Source organism: Streptomyces sp. NPDC058307, assembly GCF_042880295.1.
GTDB lineage: Bacteria > Actinomycetota > Actinomycetes > Streptomycetales > Streptomycetaceae > Streptomyces.
In genome coordinates, this window is record NZ_JBHVYZ010000085.1 from 13,458 (window position 1) to 29,190 (window position 15,733).

The following is a 15,733-nucleotide window of genomic DNA, read 5'->3' on the forward strand; positions in this document are numbered from 1 at the left end:
GAGCTGCTCCTTCGGCGGGACGTCAGAGCCTCTACGCCCGTAGAAGGGGCCGTAGAGGGACGAACGTAAGCCTCCGGGAGAGGCTTGCCAAGACCATCGTCGTTAACCCGCGAAGTCGATCACGTTTCACACTCCAGTGGAGGAGTGACGTGCCCGGTCGGCGGGATTGTGGGGGACCTGTCAGGCGGAGAATCCGGCGACCCGCAGGGCGTGCACCAGGTCCCAGTGCCGCTCGTCCGAGACGCCTCGCGCGGCGGCCAGGAGGAGCGGTACGAGGGTCTGTGGGCCGGGCTCGGCGCTGCGGGCGGCCTCCTCGGGGGTGCGGACCCGGACGTAGGCGTCGAGGAGCGCGGTGACCTCGCGGCGGCGGCCCTCTGCGGTCAGCGCGAGCACGGCGGCGCCGATCTCGCCCGCGGGTCGCGCAACCCCCTGCCTGAGCACCTGCTCCCCGTCCGCGCTCCGCCCGGCCGCGACCAGGGCGTCCGCGGCGGCCACCAGCCGGTCGGCGGGCAGCGAGGCGGCCTCCCACAGCAGGGACGCCCAGTCGGCGCCGAGCCCGGCGTGCTGCAGCTCCGCGGCGAGCAGCGGGAAACGGTCGGCGGGCCAGTGGGCGACCTCGACGAGCAGGGCGTGCGCCTCGCCGGTACGCCCCGCCGAGCGCAGCCGCACCAGCGCCGCGACCGTCTCGGCAGTCTCCCGCCGCGCGACCACGTCCGACGGCTCGGCCCACTCCCGCTCACTGACCGCCGGCGCCTCCGCGGCCCCGGCGAAACGGGCCCCGCGCGGGGTCCGCCCCTTCGCCACCGGCGCGGCGGGCAGATCGGGCGCGGCAGCCGGGGGTACGGCCACGGGGGCGCCGCCCTCGTCGCCCATACCGGCGAAACGGGCACTGCCCCGCCGGCGCTTGCGCTTGGGGGCGGTCGCCTCCGGCGGTGCGGCGGTGGGGGCCGGCTGTTGCGGGGGTTCGACGTCGGGGTGGGTGACCTGGGTAGGGGCCTGCGGGTACGGGGCGTATCCCGAACGGGTCGCTTCAGCTGCGCCGGGTTGCGGCGGTACGTCTGCGGGGGCATCCGCCCAGGTGGGAGTCTCCATGACCGCGTCGCGCTGCTGCGGCATGTCCGGGAACCCGGCGCCTCGGCCGCTGCCGGCTGCGCCACCCCCGACCCGTCCCCGCCGGATCGCCCGGGCCTGGTCGTTCATCGCGCGGTGGTCCAAGTCGGCGATGCGGGACTGGAGTTCGGCGCAACGCCGGACGGCGCGTTCGTGGTCGTCGCGGGCCCAGGCGAGGTCCAGGCGGATGGCGTCGGCCTCCTCCCGGGTGGTGGCGGTGGCGAGCCGGCGGCCCAGTTCGGCCTGCCGTTCCGCCGCGTAGCGCTGTTCGCGGAGCATGACGTCGAAGCGGTCGCCGAGGGCGTCCCGGCCGCCGGGGCGGGCGTCGTGGGCGGCCTGCGCGGCGGCGTGCAGCGGGCGGGCCCGCTCCGCCTCGGCGTGGGCCACCTCCGAGCCGTACTCCGCGGCGAGGTCCTGCAGGAGGGCCTCGACCACGTCCCAGGGCGGCACCTCGCGGCCGTCGAGGCAGGCCTGCATACCGTCCGGGTCGCGCTGCCAGAACACCGCGCACCAACCGGCGCCCTGATCCAGGCGCGCCAGCACGCCCGCCAGGTAGGCCACGAACTCCCGCATCCTGCCCGGGAGTTGATCCACTGCCATCGCTCAACTCCCGTTAGACCGGAGCACTCCGGTCCGTAAGGCAACACCAGCAGTGTTACGAACGGGCTACAGCCAGTTTGCAAAGGCGCAGCAGGAGCCTCCTGACGTGCTCCCGGACCGGTGAGCGAACTCCCGTCACACGCCCGCCAATTCGCACAGTCCGGCCAGTTCGTCCATGGACAGCCCGAGCGCCCGGGCGAGCGCGGCCACCGTGAAGAACGCCGGCGTCGGAGCCCTTCCGGTCTCGATCTTCCGGAGGGTCTCCGGGGAGATCCCGGCGGTCGTCGCGACCTCCGTCATGCTGCGGCCGCCGCGGGCCTCGCGCAGCAGCCGGCCGAGCCGTTCGCCGCGTTCGTGTTCTTCGGGAGTGAGAGGGGTGCGCACCATACCCCCATTCTAATACCGGTATAGTAATTGGCATGGTGGAGCTGAAGACGGATACATCGATGGATGCCATGTACGAGGCGGGACAGGTGGTCGGGCGCGCCCTGACCGCCGTACGAGAGGCCGCTGACGTGGGCGTTTCCCTGCTGGAGCTGGACGAGGTGGCGCGTGGGGTGCTGCGGGAGGCCGGGGCGTCCTCGCCCTTCCTCGGCTATCGGCCCACCTTCGCCACCACCCCCTTCCCCGCCGTCATCTGTGCCTCGGTGAACGACGCGATCGTGCACGGCATCCCGACCGGCTACCGGCTGCGCGACGGCGACCTCGTCTCGATCGACTGCGGTGCCCAACTCGGCGGCTGGGCCGGGGACTCGGCGATCAGTTTCACCGTGGGCAGGCCGCGCGCCGCCGACGTCCGGCTCATCGAGACCGCGGAGCGGGCGCTGGCGGCCGGGATCGCGGCGGCGGTCGTGGGCAACCGCATCGGCGACATCGCGCACGCGATCGGCACGGTGTGCCGGGACGGCGGGTACGGCATCATGGACGACTTCGGCGGCCACGGCATCGGCCGCCGGATGCACGAGGACCCGCCGGTGCCGAACGAGGGGCGCCCGGGGCGGGGGCTCGCGCTGCGGCACGGCATGGTCCTCGCGATCGAGCCGATGCTCATCGCCGGCGGCACCGACGAGTACCACACGGCGCCGGACGGCTGGACGCTGAGGACGAACGACGGTTCGCGCGCGGCGCACACCGAGCACACCGTGGCCGTCACCGACGTGGGACCACGCGTCCTGACGGCGCGCTGAGCAGGCTCTCCGGGAGGCGCTCGGTGAACCGCGTCGCCCCCCGAGCGCTGCGTGTGCCCCACTCCCCCATCCGTGCGAAGGTGTAACGGGCTGACACCCGGGTTACCCGGCCCCGGCACGTCGATCAGCGAGGGGTGTCCCCGGCCCGCGCGGGGACGCCGGATGGGAACGCCATGACCAGCGGATTCAGCGGACCGGAAGGCTATGACGCCTTCGGAGAGTTCCTCGCCCGTTTCTTCGGCGGGCCGCGTCCCGGCCCCCGGCAGATCAACATCGGCCAGCTGCTGAGCCAGCCGGCCAGGGAGCTGGTGCGGGGCGCCGCGCAGTACGCCGCCGAGCACGGCAGCCGGGATCTGGACACCCAGCACCTGCTGCGGGCCGCGCTCTCCGCCGAGCCGACCCGGACCCTGCTGAGCCGGGCGGGTGCCGATCCCGACACGCTCGCCTCCGAGATCGACGAACGCTCCGGCCCTGTCCAGCACAAGCCGGAGGAAGCCCCTCCTCCCACCTCGCTGTCCCTCACCCCGGCCGCCAAGCGCGCCCTGCTGGACGCGCACGAGCTGGCCCGGGCCCGGGGCGCCGGTTACATCGGCCCGGAGCACGTGCTGAGTGCCCTGGCCGCGAACCCCGACTCGGCCGCCGGGCACATCCTCAACTCGGCCCGGTTCGCCCCCACCGGCCTGCCTCCCGAGGCGTCCCCGGACGGCGCACAGCCGGGCGGTGAGACACCGCGCGCCACGAGCACGCCCACCCTCGACCAGTACGGCCGCGATCTCACCGACCTGGCCCGCCAGGGCCGTATCGATCCGGTGATCGGCCGGGACGAGGAGATCGAGCAGACCATCGAGGTGCTGTCCCGGCGCGGCAAGAACAACCCGGTGCTCATCGGTGACGCGGGCGTCGGCAAGACCGCCATCGTGGAGGGCCTGGCCCAGCGGATCGTCGACGGGGACGTACCCGACGTGCTGATCGGGCGTCGGGTCTTCGCCCTCGACCTGACCGGAGTGGTCGCGGGCACCCGCTACCGGGGCGACTTCGAGGAGCGCCTGACGAACATCGTGGGCGAGATCCGCGACAACTCCGACCGGCTGATCGTCTTCATCGACGAGCTGCACACGGTCGTCGGCGCGGGCGGGGGCGGCGAGGGCGGCTCCCTGGACGCCGGCAACATCCTCAAGCCCGCCCTGGCCCGCGGCGAGCTGCACATCGTGGGCGCTACCACGCTGGAGGAGTTCCGCAGGATCGAGAAGGACGCGGCCCTCGCCCGCCGTTTCCAGCCGATCCTGGTGCCCGAACCGACCCCCGCGGACGCCATCGAGATCCTGCGCGGGCTGAGCGACCGCTATGAGGCCCACCACCAGGTCCGCTACACCGACGAGGCGCTGGTGGCCGCTGTCGAGCTGTCCGACCGCTACCTCCCCGACCGCCGCCTGCCGGACAAGGCGATCGACCTCATCGACCAGTCAGGAGCGCGGGTACGCCTGCGCGCCCGCACGAAGGGCACCGACGTACGGGCCCTGGAGCGCGAGGTCGAGCAGCTGACCCGGGACAAGGACCAGGCGGTCGCCGCCGAACAGTACGAGCAGGCCACCCAACTGCGGGACCGTATCGCCGAGTTGAAGAAGCGGATCAGTGAGGCCGCCGGGGGCGACGAAGTCGAGGAGGGCCAGCACCTGGAGGTCACCGCGGAGGCCATCGCCCAGGTGGTGTCCCGGCTCACCGGCATCCCGGTCAGCAGCCTCACCGAGGAGGAGAAGGACCGCCTGCTCGGCCTGGAGCGGCATCTGCACGGGCGGGTGGTCGGCCAGGACGAGGCCGTACGGGTCGTCTCGGACGCCGTCCTGCGCTCCCGTGCCGGCCTCGCGAGCCCGGACCGGCCGATCGGCAGCTTCCTCTTCCTCGGCCCGACCGGCGTCGGCAAGACCGAACTCGCCCGCGCTCTTGCCGAGTCCCTGTTCGGCAGCGAGGAGCGCATGGTCCGCCTGGACATGAGCGAGTACCAGGAGCGCCACACCGTCAGCCGTCTGGTCGGCGCCCCGCCCGGATACGTGGGCCACGAGGAGGCGGGCCAGCTGACCGAGGTGGTCCGCAGGCACCCGTACTCCCTGCTCCTGCTCGACGAGGTGGAGAAGGCCCATCCGGACGTCTTCAACATCCTCCTCCAGGTCCTCGACGACGGACGGCTCACCGACTCCCAGGGCCGCACGGTCGACTTCACCAACACGGTGATCGTGATGACGAGCAACCTGGGCTCCGAGGCGATCATCCGCCGCGGCGCCGGCATCGGCTTCGGCGCGGGCGGCTCGGACGCGGACGAGGAGGCGCGGCGCGAACAGATCCTGCGCCCCCTGCGCGACCACTTCCGCCCCGAGTTCCTGAACCGCATCGACGAGATCGTCGTCTTCCGCCAGCTGACGGGAGAGCAACTGCGGGAGATCACCAAGCAGTTGCTGGAGGGGACCCGCCGCCTGCTCCACGCCCAGGGCATCACGGTCGACTTCACCGACCGGGCGGTCGACTGGCTGGCCGAACGCGGCTACCAGCCGGAGTACGGCGCCCGCCCGCTGCGCCGCACGATCCAGCGGGAGGTCGACAACCAGCTGTCCCGGATGCTCCTCGACGGCACGGTCGAGGAGGGTGGCCGGGTAACGGTGGACGCCGAGGCGGGCGCCTTGGAATTCCGTACGGGGAACGGCTCCTAGACGACTACGGCGCCGGGCGCACCACCTGTGCGGACCCGCCACCGCGCCGAGTGGTCTCGGCAGCCGCAAGCCACTTCCCGCCCGGCAACCGCTGCACACCCGTCGCCGCCCCGATCTCCGGATTCAGCTTGAAGGAGTGCCCGATCGCCTCAAGCTGGGACCGCACCCCGCTGCTGTACAGCGCCGGCTCCAGCTCGGTCTGCGCGGCGTTGCGCTGACTCGCCCGGGGCGCGGCGATCGCGTCCACCAACGGCAGCCCACGGTCCACGAACTCGGTCAGCACCTGGAGCACGGTCGTGATGATGGTCGCCCCGCCGGGCGAACCCAGCGCCACCACAGGCTGGTTGTGCCGGTCCAGCACGATCGTCGGTGAGATCGAGGACCGCGGCCGCTTGCCGGGCCCCGGCAGGTTCGGGTCGTGCACGGCCGGGTTCGCCGGCACGAAGGAGAAGTCCGTCAGCTCGTTGTTGAGGATGAACCCGCGCCCGGGCACGGTGATCGCACTGCCGCCGGTCTGCTCGATGGTCAGCGTGTAGGAGACGACGTTCCCCCACTTGTCGGCCACCGTCAGATGCGTGGTGTTCTCGCCCTCGTACGTCGTCGGAGCCGCGGTCCCCCGGTCCGTGCAGGCCCCCGGACGACGTGGGTCGCCCGGCGCCAGCGGACTCGTGAGCACCGCGTCGTCCCTGATCAGGCAGGCCCGCGAGTCGGCGAACTTCTGCGACAGGAGCCCCTTCGTCGGTACGTCCTCGAAGGCGGGGTCGCCGACCCAGCGCCCCCGGTCCGCGAAGGCGATCCGGCTGGCCTCGATGTAGTGGTGCAGGTACTGGACCTCGCTGGCCTTGGAGAGGTCGGTGTGCTCGAGGATGTTGAGGGCCTCGCCGACCGTCGTGCCTCCGGAGGAGGAGGGCGCGATGGAGTAGACGCCGAGCCCGCGGTAGGAGGTCTTGGTGGGCTTCTGGAGCTTGGCCCGGTAGGCGGCGAGGTCCTTCTCGGACAGCTCGCCCGGCCGTGCCTTCCAGCCCGAACCCGGGTCCACCGGCGGGTGGTTCACCGTGTCGACGATGTCGTCGCCGAGATCGCCGTGGTAGATCGCGCCGACGCCCTTGCGGCCCAGCTCCCGGTAGGTGCGGGCGAGATCGGGGTTCTTGAAGGTGGATCCGACCACCGGCAGCTGCCCGCCGGGCAGGAACAGCTTCGCGGTGTCGGGGAAGTACCGGAACCGCGTCTCGTTGGACGCGGTCTGCGAGCGGAAGGTGTCGTCGACCGTGAACCCGTCCCGGGCGATGCGCTCGGCCGGCTTCAGGACGCTGCCGAGCGATCTGCTGCCCCACTCGCCCAGGGCCGTGGCCCACGTGGCCGGGGTGCCCGGGGTGCCGACGCTCAGCCCGCTGCTGACGGCGTCCGCGAAGGCGAGCGGCTTGCCGTTCTCCACGAACAGGTCGGAGCCGGCGGTCAGCGGTGCCGTCTCGCGGCCGTCGATCGTGTGGACGGTACGGGACTTGGCGTCGTAGTAGACGAAGTAGCCGCCCCCGCCGATGCCGGACGAGTACGGCTCGGTGACGCCGAGCGCGGCGGCGGTGGCGACGGCCGCGTCGACCGCGTTGCCGCCCTTCCTCAGGACCTCGATGCCGGCGGCGGAGGCGTCCGCGTCCACGCTGGAGACGGCGCCGCCGTAACCCACGGCGACGGGTACCTTCCCGGGTGCCGAGGCGGTCTGCGGCGGTGCTGCCGCTCCCACCGACACCACGGCGGCCGAGACCGCCAGCACCGACAGTTTCCGTGCGACAGGGCGACGCATCCGTACCTCCAGTCCAGGACCGTCCGCGCAGCGTAACCACATCGCCGGGGCCCCGACACCCCACGTGGGGTCAGGTGTCATGCAAATGCCACACTTCGAACACCGGTGCGTACCAGCCGGGTCGGCCCGCTAGCATGCGCGCACATGACTGACGACGTGCGCAACATCGTCCTGGGTGTGGTGGCGGCGGGCATCAGCGCCGCGCTCGGCTGGCTCGCCCGGACGTATCTGTGGAAGCGGAAACTCCGCCGCAAGCAGGCGTTCTTCGGGCTGCCGGACAACTCCGAGTCGCTGCTGGTCGTGAACCGCGGCGCGGGCGGCCCGGACCTCGCGGTGATGCGCTACGACGTGTTCGCCCTCCTCGAACTCGCCGCGCTCATCAAGGACTGCAACGCCCACGCCCAGGTCCTCGCGCACGACGCGGCACGGCAGGGCTTCGGCGAGCGCACCGAGTTCTGCGTCGGCGGCCCGGCCTCCAACCGCCGTATGGCCGCCCACCTTTCGTCCCTGCTGCCCGGCGTCCGGGTCAACGTGGACGCCGAACCGAGCCCGGACCGCGGCGCCTTCCAGGTGGGGTCCGAGCGCTACCGCGTGGAGGTCGGCACGTCCGAGTACGCCCTCCTCGCCCGGCTCACCGTCGAGCAGAGCAACGGCGCCCGGCCGGTGTTCCTCTTCTGCGGCCAGACCGCGATCACCAACCAGGCCGCGACCCGCTATCTGGCCCGCAACCACGAACAGTTGACCCGCAAGTACGGCGACAGCACGTTCGTACTGCTGCTGCGGGTGGTCAACTCCGGTGCGTACGGCCCGGACGTCGTGGAGCTGGTCGCGGACGTGACCCGGGAGGCCAAGACGCCTCTTCCGGCAACCGCGGCTCCACGCAACTCCCACCGCGCCTCCTGAATTGATTCACACGACAACAATCGTTACTCCCACGTAACTTACCGACGGGTTACCTCCGGTAAAGCGTCGAGGTTACCGTCTGGTCACTTTGCATTGACACGAGTAGGGAGTGACCCGTGGGACACCCTCGCAAGGCCCTGCGTACGACCACCGTGGGCGCCGTCTCCGCGACTCTGATCGCCGGAAGCGCCCTCGGACTCGCCCCCACCGCCCAGGCGGCGGACGCCGTCCGCTTCGTGGACATCACCGGCGACGGCGGAACCGTCCTCAAGGCGAACGTCATCACGCCCGCCGGAGCCGACGGCTCCCGGCGCTACCCGCTGCTCGTCCTGCCCACCAGCTGGGGACTGCCCCAGATCGAGTACCTCGCCCAGGCCCAGAAGCTCGCCAACTCCGGCTACATCGTGGTCAGTTACAACGTCCGCGGGTTCTGGCAGTCGGGCGGAGAGATAGAAGTGGCGGGCCCTCCCGACACCGCCGACGCGTCCAGGGTCATCGACTGGGCGCTCGCCAACACCCCCGCGGACGCCCAGCACATCGGCATGGCGGGCGTCTCCTACGGCGCCGGCATCAGCCTCATCGCCGCCGCGCACGACAAGCGCATCAAGGCCGTCGCCGCGCTCAGCGGCTGGGCCGACCTGATCGACTCGATCTACTCCGGCCGCACCCAGCACGTCCAGGCCGGGGCCCTGCTGGACGGCGCGAGCGTGATCACCGGCCGCCAGAGCGCCGAGATCCGGCAGATCTTCGACAACTTCTACGCGTCGAACCTGTCGAAGGAACAGGAGATGATCGATTGGGGGAAGAAACGTTCGGCCGCCACATACGTGGACCAACTCAACCAGAACGGCGCGGCGGTCATGATGGCCAACGGGTGGGGCGACACGGTCTTCGCACCCAACCAGTACGCGGACTTCTACGAGAAGCTGACCGGCCCGAAGAGACTGGAGTTCCGCCCCGGCGACCACGCCACGGCCGAACTGACCGGGCTGTTCGGCCTGCCCAACGACGTGTGGACCGACACCGAGCGCTGGTTCGACCACTACCTCAAGGGCACGGACAACGGGATCGACCACGAGGAGCCGGTCCAGCTCAAGTCCCGTTCCACGGGCGGCTACGAGGGCTATCCGGACTGGAAGTCGGTCGGCGCGACCCGCAAGAAGATCGCCCTGTCGGGCACCACCACGATCCACACCAACGTCGACTCGGGCGCGGACGGCGGGATCGTCTTCCTGTCCAGCATCCTCGACCAGATCGCCCAGGCTCCCCCGGTCGCCTCGATCCCCCTGCTTCCGCGCCTGTGGGCCGCCGTATGGCAGTCGGAGAAGTACCCGACCGCCCAACAAGTGCGCGGCACCGCGAAGTTGCACACCACCGTCACGCCCACCAAGGAGAGCGGCACCCTCGTCGCCTACCTCTACGACGTGGGGCCGCTCGGCCTCGGCAAGCTGGTCTCCCACGCGCCGTACACCTTCCACGGGCAGACGCCCGGGAAGCCGTTCGGCGTCGACCTGGAGCTGTTCTCCACGGCCTACGACGTCCCGGCCGGGCACCGGCTGGCCCTCGTGGTGGACACGGTCGACCCGCTCTACATCGAGCACAACCCGTCCGGCGCTCAGCTGACCTTCTCCTCACCGGCGAACGACCCGTCGTACGTGTCGATTCCGCTGCGCGAGCAGTGATCTCCGGCCGGCGCCGGGCGGGTAGGGCTCTGTGACTGCTGCCCCCTACGGCTGACGGGCCGTGGGGGGACCCCCATCCGGCAGCAGCGTCCCTGGAGGCTCGGCCGACGTCACCGTGGGGGTGAGCGGACCATCGTAGTCGAGGCTCGAAGCCATGGCCGTCGCTCCTCTCAGTGCTTGAGGATCTTGGAGAGGAAGTCCCTGGCGCGCTCGCTGTCCGGGTTGGTGAAGAAGTCGTCGGGGGCGCGGTCCTCGACGATGCGGCCGTCGGCCATGAACACCACGCGGTTGGCGGCCGAGCGGGCGAAGCCCATCTCGTGGGTGACGACGACCATGGTCATGCCCTCCCGGGCCAGTTGCCGCATGACCTCCAGGACCTCGTTGATCATCTCCGGGTCGAGGGCCGAGGTGGGCTCGTCGAACAGCAGGGCCTTGGGCTCCATGGCGAGGGCGCGGGCGATGGCCACGCGCTGCTGCTGACCGCCGGAGAGCTGGGCCGGGTACTTGTCCGCCTGGTCGGCGAGGCCCACCCGGTCGAGGAGTTGGCGGGAGCGCTGGTCGGCCTGGTCCTTCTTGCGGCCGCGGACCTTGACCTGGGCCAGCGAGATGTTCTGCAGGACCGTCTTGTGGGCGAACAGGTTGAAGGACTGGAAGACCATGCCGACCTCGGCACGGAGCTTCGCGAGGGCCTTGCCCTCCTCGGGCAGCGGCTGCCCGTCGAGCGTGATGGAACCGGACTTGATGGTCTCCAGGCGGTTGATCGTCCTGCAGAGCGTGGACTTGCCCGACCCCGAAGGGCCGATGACCACGACCACCTCCCCCTTGCCGACGGTGAGGTTGATGTCCTGCAGGACATGCAGCTCCCCGTAGTACTTGTTGACGTCACGCAGTTCGATCAACGGATCGACGACGGCCATGCCCAGCCCTACTCACTCTCAGCTGTGTCGTGGTTGCCGCAACCTATCGAGGCAAGATCACGCCTGAGGAACGACACGCACTTTCCGGTCATTAGCCGTATTTACGCCGCGCTTACGGCCATGGATTCACTCCTCGGCGACCTCGGCGTAGAGCTGCGACAGCTCCGGCACCCCGCTCGCGGCCCACTCGTGGCCGGAGGCCACCACGTCGAACTCGCGCCCGGACTCCAGCCGGATCACGGGCTGGCCGTCCGAGCGCAGGTCCCAGGTCGCCCCGGGGACGGTCCGCACGATGACCGTGCCCAGGTAGAGCCCGGCGTCGTTGCCCAGCCAGAGCAGGATCTCCTCGTCGTCCCGCCAGCCCGGCACGAGCTGGTCGAGCGCCTCCAACGAGGCCGCCGTGTCGTCCAGTAGGACACCCGAACGGGAGGCGTGGGAGCGCAGGAGCTCGCACTCGGAGAGGAGTTCGGCGATGCCCTCGGGATCGCGGGTCCCCGGCTTCTCACTCCAGCCGCCCAGAAAAGGGATCTTCATACACCCAGCGTGTCACTCACTCGGCCGTATGCACCACAGGCGCGCGGGCTGTCGTTTCCAGCGCGCCGGGTGGAGCGAGGCCTGGACGTCCACGTCGTGGTCCAGACGTCCGGATCGTGGGCTAGACGTCCAGGTCGACGACGACCGGTGCGTGATCGGAGGCGCCCTTGCCCTTGCGTTCCTCGCGGTCGACGTACGCGTCGGTGACGGCCTTCGCGAAGGGCTCGTTGCCGTAGACCAGGTCGATGCGCATGCCGCGGTTCTTGGGGAAGCAGAGCTGGCGGTAGTCCCAGTACGTGAACGGGTGGTCGTACTTGAGGGGCCGCGGGACCACGTCCGACAGGCCCGCCTCGCGCAGGGAGGCGAGGGCGGCGCGCTCGGCCGGGGTGACGTGGGTGAGGCCCTCGAAGGCGGCCACGTCGTGGACGTCGTCGTCCGTCGGCGCCACGTTGTAGTCGCCCAGGACCGCGAAGGGGCGGCTGCCGGCCGCGTCACCGGCGACGGCGGCCTTCAGGGCCTCGAACCACTGGAGCTTGTACGCGTAGTGCGGGTGGCCGACCTCGCGGCCGTTGGGCACATAGACCGACCAGACGCGGACCGGTCCGCAGGTCGCGGAGATCGCGCGCGGCTCCGTGGCGCCGTCGTAACCGGGGTCGCCGGGCAGGCCCTTGACGATGTCCTCCAGGCCGACCCGGGAGATCACCGCCACGCCGTTCCACCGCCCCGTCGCGTGGACCGCCGCCTCGTAGCCCGCCTCGCGCAGCTGGTCGAACGGGAACTGCACCTCGGCGACCTTGGCCTCCTGGAGGCACAGCACATCGGTGCCGGTGCTCTCCAGCCAGGCCAGCAGCCTCGGGAGACGAGCGGTGATCGAGTTGACGTTCCAGGTCGCGATGCGCATGCCTGACAACCTACCGGGCGGCACTGACACTCACAGAGCCGTGCTCTCCCCCGGCGCGAGACGCAGGTGCTCCGCGCCGCCGAGGGCGCCGATCTGGTTGTCGTAGACCGGGCGGGCGAGGTCCGCGAGAAGGGCGTCGTGGATGTCGTAGGCGCGCTGGGGCCTGACCTCACGGACGTAGTCGATGACCTCGGAGATCTTGCTCCAGGGGGCCATGACGGGGAGCATCAGCGTCTCGACGGCGTGGTCGGGGACGGTGAGGGCGTCGCCGGGGTGGAAGACCGCGCCGCCGTCGATCAGGTAACCGACGTTGGTGATGCGCGGGATGTCCGGGTGGATCACGGCATGCAGTTCGCCGTGGACCTGGACGTCGAAGCCGGCGGCGGTGAAGGTGTCGCCGTGGCCGACGGTGTGCACGCGGCCGGGGAAGACGGTCGAGATCTTCTCGGCGACCGACTTCAGCGTCCAGATCTGGGCGGCCGGGTTGGCGTCCAGGGCCGTCCGCAGCCGTTCCTCGCTGAAGTGGTCGAAGTGCTCGTGGGTGACGAGGATCGCGTCCGCGCCGAGGGCCGCGTCCTCCTCGCTGAAGGCCCCGGGGTCGAGGACGAGCGTCTGTCCGTCCTTCTCCAGGCGGACACAGGCGTGCGACATCTTCGTGAGCTTCATGGGTCCATCCTGCCTGGGCGAGGTGCGCGGCTCACTCGTTGGGGGTGGTTTCCTCGCGGATGACCTGCTGGGCCACCTTGAACGCGCTGCCCGCCGCCGGCACACCGCAGTAGACGGCCGCCTGGAGGAGCACCTCCTTGATCTCGGAGGGAGTGAGGCCGTTGCGCAGGGCGGCCCGGGTGTGGAAGGCGAGCTCGTCCAGGTGCCCGCCCGCGACCAGCGCGGTGAGGGTGGCGACGCTGCGGGAACGGCGGTCGAGCCCCGGCCGGTCCCAGATCTCGCCCCACGCGTAGCGGGTGATGAACTCCTGGAAGTCGCCCGAGAAGTCGTCGGCCTGCGCCAGCGTCCGGTCGACGTGCGCGTCGCCGAGCACCTCGCGGCGCACCTTGATGCCGACGGCGTAGGAATCGGCGCGGCCCGTCGTCTGCGGGTCCGGGGCGGCCGGTGCGATCTCGGCGATCGGCACGGGGTGCGGCGGTGCGGCGTTGAGGACCGGCGTGATCGGGGCGGCGGGGATCGCCGTCTGGCCGGTGCTGGAGTCGAAAGCGGGCTGCCAGGCGGTGGAGAAGTGTCTGACCAGGAGGTCGGTGACGGCGGCGGGCTGCTCGACCGGCACCAGGTGGGAGGCGCCGGGTACGACGGCGAGCCGGGCGTCCGGGATGCCCGCGACCAGGGTGCGGGCCTCGGCGGGACCGGTGACCTGGTCGTCGGAGCCGACGAGGACCAGGGTCGGCACTCCGACGCTCGCGAGACCGGCCCGTACGTCGAACGCGGCGAGCGCCTCGCAGGCCGCGATGTAGCAGCCGGGGTCGGTGGTGCGCACCATCTGCACGGCCCACTCGGTGATCGCGGGCTGGGCGGCGGCGAACCCGGAGGTGAACCAGCGGTCGGGCGAGGTACGGGCGATGGGATCGAGCCCGTTCGTCCGTACGATCACCCCGCGCTGGCGGAACTCGTCGGCGGTGCCGAAGCGGGGCGAGGCGGCGATCAGCGCCAGTGAGGCGAGCCGCTCGGGGTGGCGCAGCGCCAGCTCGATGCCGACCGCGCCGCCGAGCGCGCAGCCCGCGTAGCCGAAGCGCTGCACTCCGAACCGGTCGAGTGTGGCGAGCAGCCGGTCGGTGAGGGCGCCGACCGAACCCGCCGGGTAGGCGGGGGCGCCGCCGTGCCCCGGCAGGTCGAACCGGAAGACGCGCCACTGCTTGACCAGTTCGGGGACCTGGCGGTCCCACATGTGCCATGTGGTACCCAGTGAGGGACCGAGGATCAGGACGGGAGCCTCTTCCGGCCCGTCAAAGCGGTATTGCAGGGTGTTCGGTGGTGTCTCGCTCACCCTTCTGAGCCTCTCATCTGTCACGAGATGTCACATAGCCGGGGTAGACGTAGCGGGCCTTGCCACGCTCCGGTCCTGCCGGCGAGAACCGGGTATACACGGGCATGTACTCGTGGCCTTGACGGCAGTCGGCCCTCCGGGCTCGGGCCCCCCTTACAGTCGCTACACGCAATGCTTTCCTCTTTGATCACGGCCCCCAGCCGGTTCAGGAAGCACCATCGAGTGTGGTGGCACGAGCGAGGCTCGGCATGATCCACCCGGAAACCTTCCGAAATCCTGCCCTACAGCAGCTCAAACACCACACAGTGAACGCTTGGTAGAAGCCTTGGTCGGCGCGCAAGTCGCTCGGCTCGATCCGCGTGGCTCATCCTTGCCCCTCTGCCGCACCCCCGTGCAGACCATCCCAAGTGGTGGCAGCTCCGCGAAGATCTTCTACATCCGGCTTGACGTACCACCGCTTGGTCGTCTTTACGTTCGCATGTCCGGCCCATCGCGCGAGGATGTGGTCCGGGACGCCGTTGTTGGCCAGGAAGGTGAAGCACGACGAGCGTGCGTCGTAGAGCCTGACGCGACGGAGCCTGAAAGCTCCATAAGCCGGTACGCGCGTCAGCGAAGTTGCTTGATCGTGAAGGCGTCGCCCGCTTCATGCGCCAGCACGTAGCCCGACGCCCTGTACGCCTCCCCCAGAGCGAGCCTCTCCTCTGCTTGGAGAGCCCGGAATGCCTTGAGAGCCCCCAGAACCAGCGCCGGCAGCGGCGGATCCCGCTCAGCCGCAAAAGACTTGGTGTCCTTCTCCACCACGTACCGGTTGCCCATCATCGTCCGCGTGTCGGCAATGACGATCGTGGCGTTCTCCAAGTCAACGTCCTCCCACCGGAGGCCGCAGACTTCAGCTGGACGAAGCCCCATCAGCGAAAGAAGAAGCGCAGCACAGAGACGCTCACCCCTGATTCCATGGATGAACTTCTGAACCTCCTGGACGTTCCAGGGCGGCACCTCCTCTTCAGTCTTCCGCTCTTCCTTGCGCGCTCTCCGGGGAATGGTCCCGTGCGCAGCGACATTGACGTACACCAACCGCCGGGTAACGGCTCTCCCCAGCGCTTCCTTCAGCAGAGCGAGGCTCATATCCACACTCGTCATACTGGGTGGCGTCCCGGCTCTTTTGCCTCGCACGCGGCCATGCGCCAGCGCCCAGTCTCTCCACTCTTCCACGTGCTCTTCAGGAAGGTCCTGGAGACGGATATCGCCGAGCCTCCCCCGAACTCGGTCCAGGGTAATCCCGTAGTTGTAGATGGTGGTTTCTTCGAGGTCCTCCGCTTTCATGGCCAGCCATCACCGGAGCCACTGAGCATTTTCAGCGTTGCCTCTCCAGGGTGAGGACGGCTTTGGCGATTGACGAC

General features: G+C 70.4%; 13 protein-coding genes. 4 read left to right on the forward strand and 9 right to left on the reverse strand.

Going from position 1 to position 15,733, the window contains the following annotated elements; genetic code table 11:
• Nucleotides 1-180 precede the first annotated feature (180 nt).
• Both ACFVYN_RS37365 and ACFVYN_RS37370 read right to left on the reverse strand, forming a co-directional pair.
• Nucleotides 181-1,710, reverse strand: a complete 1,530-nt coding sequence (locus tag ACFVYN_RS37365) for a hypothetical protein (protein ID WP_390006667.1) — start codon at nucleotides 1,708-1,710, stop codon at nucleotides 181-183.
• A gap of 135 nt (nucleotides 1,711-1,845) precedes the next feature.
• A complete protein-coding gene (locus ACFVYN_RS37370) occupies nucleotides 1,846-2,097 on the reverse strand; it encodes a helix-turn-helix transcriptional regulator (protein WP_352381469.1) in 252 nt (83 codons plus the stop codon).
• Between the two features lie 32 nt (nucleotides 2,098-2,129).
• On the opposite strand from ACFVYN_RS37370, the gene map reads away from it, so the two are divergent.
• Both map and ACFVYN_RS37380 read left to right on the forward strand, forming a co-directional pair.
• Nucleotides 2,130-2,897 (forward strand): type I methionyl aminopeptidase, encoded by a 768-nt coding sequence (gene map, locus ACFVYN_RS37375; RefSeq protein ID WP_390006668.1) that lies wholly within the window; start codon nucleotides 2,130-2,132, stop codon nucleotides 2,895-2,897.
• A gap of 173 nt (nucleotides 2,898-3,070) precedes the next feature.
• The gene (locus ACFVYN_RS37380) at nucleotides 3,071-5,599 is read left to right on the forward strand and encodes an ATP-dependent Clp protease ATP-binding subunit (protein WP_390006669.1); all 2,529 of its coding nucleotides are present in this window, start codon (nucleotides 3,071-3,073) and stop codon (nucleotides 5,597-5,599) included.
• 4 nt (nucleotides 5,600-5,603) lie between these two features.
• Here ACFVYN_RS37380 and ggt read toward each other — a convergent pair whose 3' ends face one another.
• Nucleotides 5,604-7,400, reverse strand: a complete 1,797-nt coding sequence (ggt, locus tag ACFVYN_RS37385; protein WP_390006670.1) for a gamma-glutamyltransferase — start codon at nucleotides 7,398-7,400, stop codon at nucleotides 5,604-5,606.
• A 144-nt stretch (nucleotides 7,401-7,544) separates the two neighbouring features.
• Here ggt and ACFVYN_RS37390 point away from each other — a divergent pair, with 144 nt between their 5' ends.
• Nucleotides 7,545-8,303, forward strand: coding sequence for a hypothetical protein (locus tag ACFVYN_RS37390; RefSeq protein ID WP_390006672.1), 759 nt, complete (start codon nucleotides 7,545-7,547; stop codon nucleotides 8,301-8,303).
• A 116-nt stretch (nucleotides 8,304-8,419) separates the two neighbouring features.
• Complete coding sequence (locus tag ACFVYN_RS37395; protein ID WP_390006673.1) at nucleotides 8,420-9,985, forward strand: CocE/NonD family hydrolase; 1,566 nt, start codon at nucleotides 8,420-8,422, stop codon at nucleotides 9,983-9,985.
• 170 nt (nucleotides 9,986-10,155) lie between these two features.
• On the opposite strand, the gene ACFVYN_RS37400 is transcribed toward ACFVYN_RS37395, so the two are convergent.
• The 6 genes from ACFVYN_RS37400 to ACFVYN_RS37425 form a co-directional block, all read right to left on the reverse strand.
• Nucleotides 10,156-10,902, reverse strand: coding sequence for an amino acid ABC transporter ATP-binding protein (locus ACFVYN_RS37400; RefSeq protein ID WP_390006675.1), 747 nt, complete (start codon nucleotides 10,900-10,902; stop codon nucleotides 10,156-10,158).
• 126 nt (nucleotides 10,903-11,028) lie between these two features.
• A complete protein-coding gene (locus ACFVYN_RS37405; protein ID WP_390006676.1) occupies nucleotides 11,029-11,436 on the reverse strand; it encodes a DUF6278 family protein in 408 nt (135 codons plus the stop codon).
• Between the two features lie 121 nt (nucleotides 11,437-11,557).
• Nucleotides 11,558-12,337, reverse strand: a complete 780-nt coding sequence (locus ACFVYN_RS37410) for an exodeoxyribonuclease III (protein WP_390006677.1) — start codon at nucleotides 12,335-12,337, stop codon at nucleotides 11,558-11,560.
• Between the two features lie 30 nt (nucleotides 12,338-12,367).
• Nucleotides 12,368-13,003 carry an MBL fold metallo-hydrolase gene (locus tag ACFVYN_RS37415; protein WP_390006678.1) on the reverse strand — a complete coding sequence of 212 codons (636 nt, stop codon included), beginning with the start codon at nucleotides 13,001-13,003 and terminating at the stop codon, nucleotides 12,368-12,370.
• 31 nt (nucleotides 13,004-13,034) lie between these two features.
• Nucleotides 13,035-14,333 carry a 4-carboxymuconolactone decarboxylase gene (gene pcaC, locus ACFVYN_RS37420; protein ID WP_390006680.1) on the reverse strand — a complete coding sequence of 433 codons (1,299 nt, stop codon included), beginning with the start codon at nucleotides 14,331-14,333 and terminating at the stop codon, nucleotides 13,035-13,037.
• A gap of 606 nt (nucleotides 14,334-14,939) precedes the next feature.
• Nucleotides 14,940-15,656, reverse strand: a complete 717-nt coding sequence (locus ACFVYN_RS37425) for a site-specific integrase (RefSeq protein WP_390006681.1) — start codon at nucleotides 15,654-15,656, stop codon at nucleotides 14,940-14,942.
• Nucleotides 15,657-15,733 lie beyond the last annotated feature (77 nt).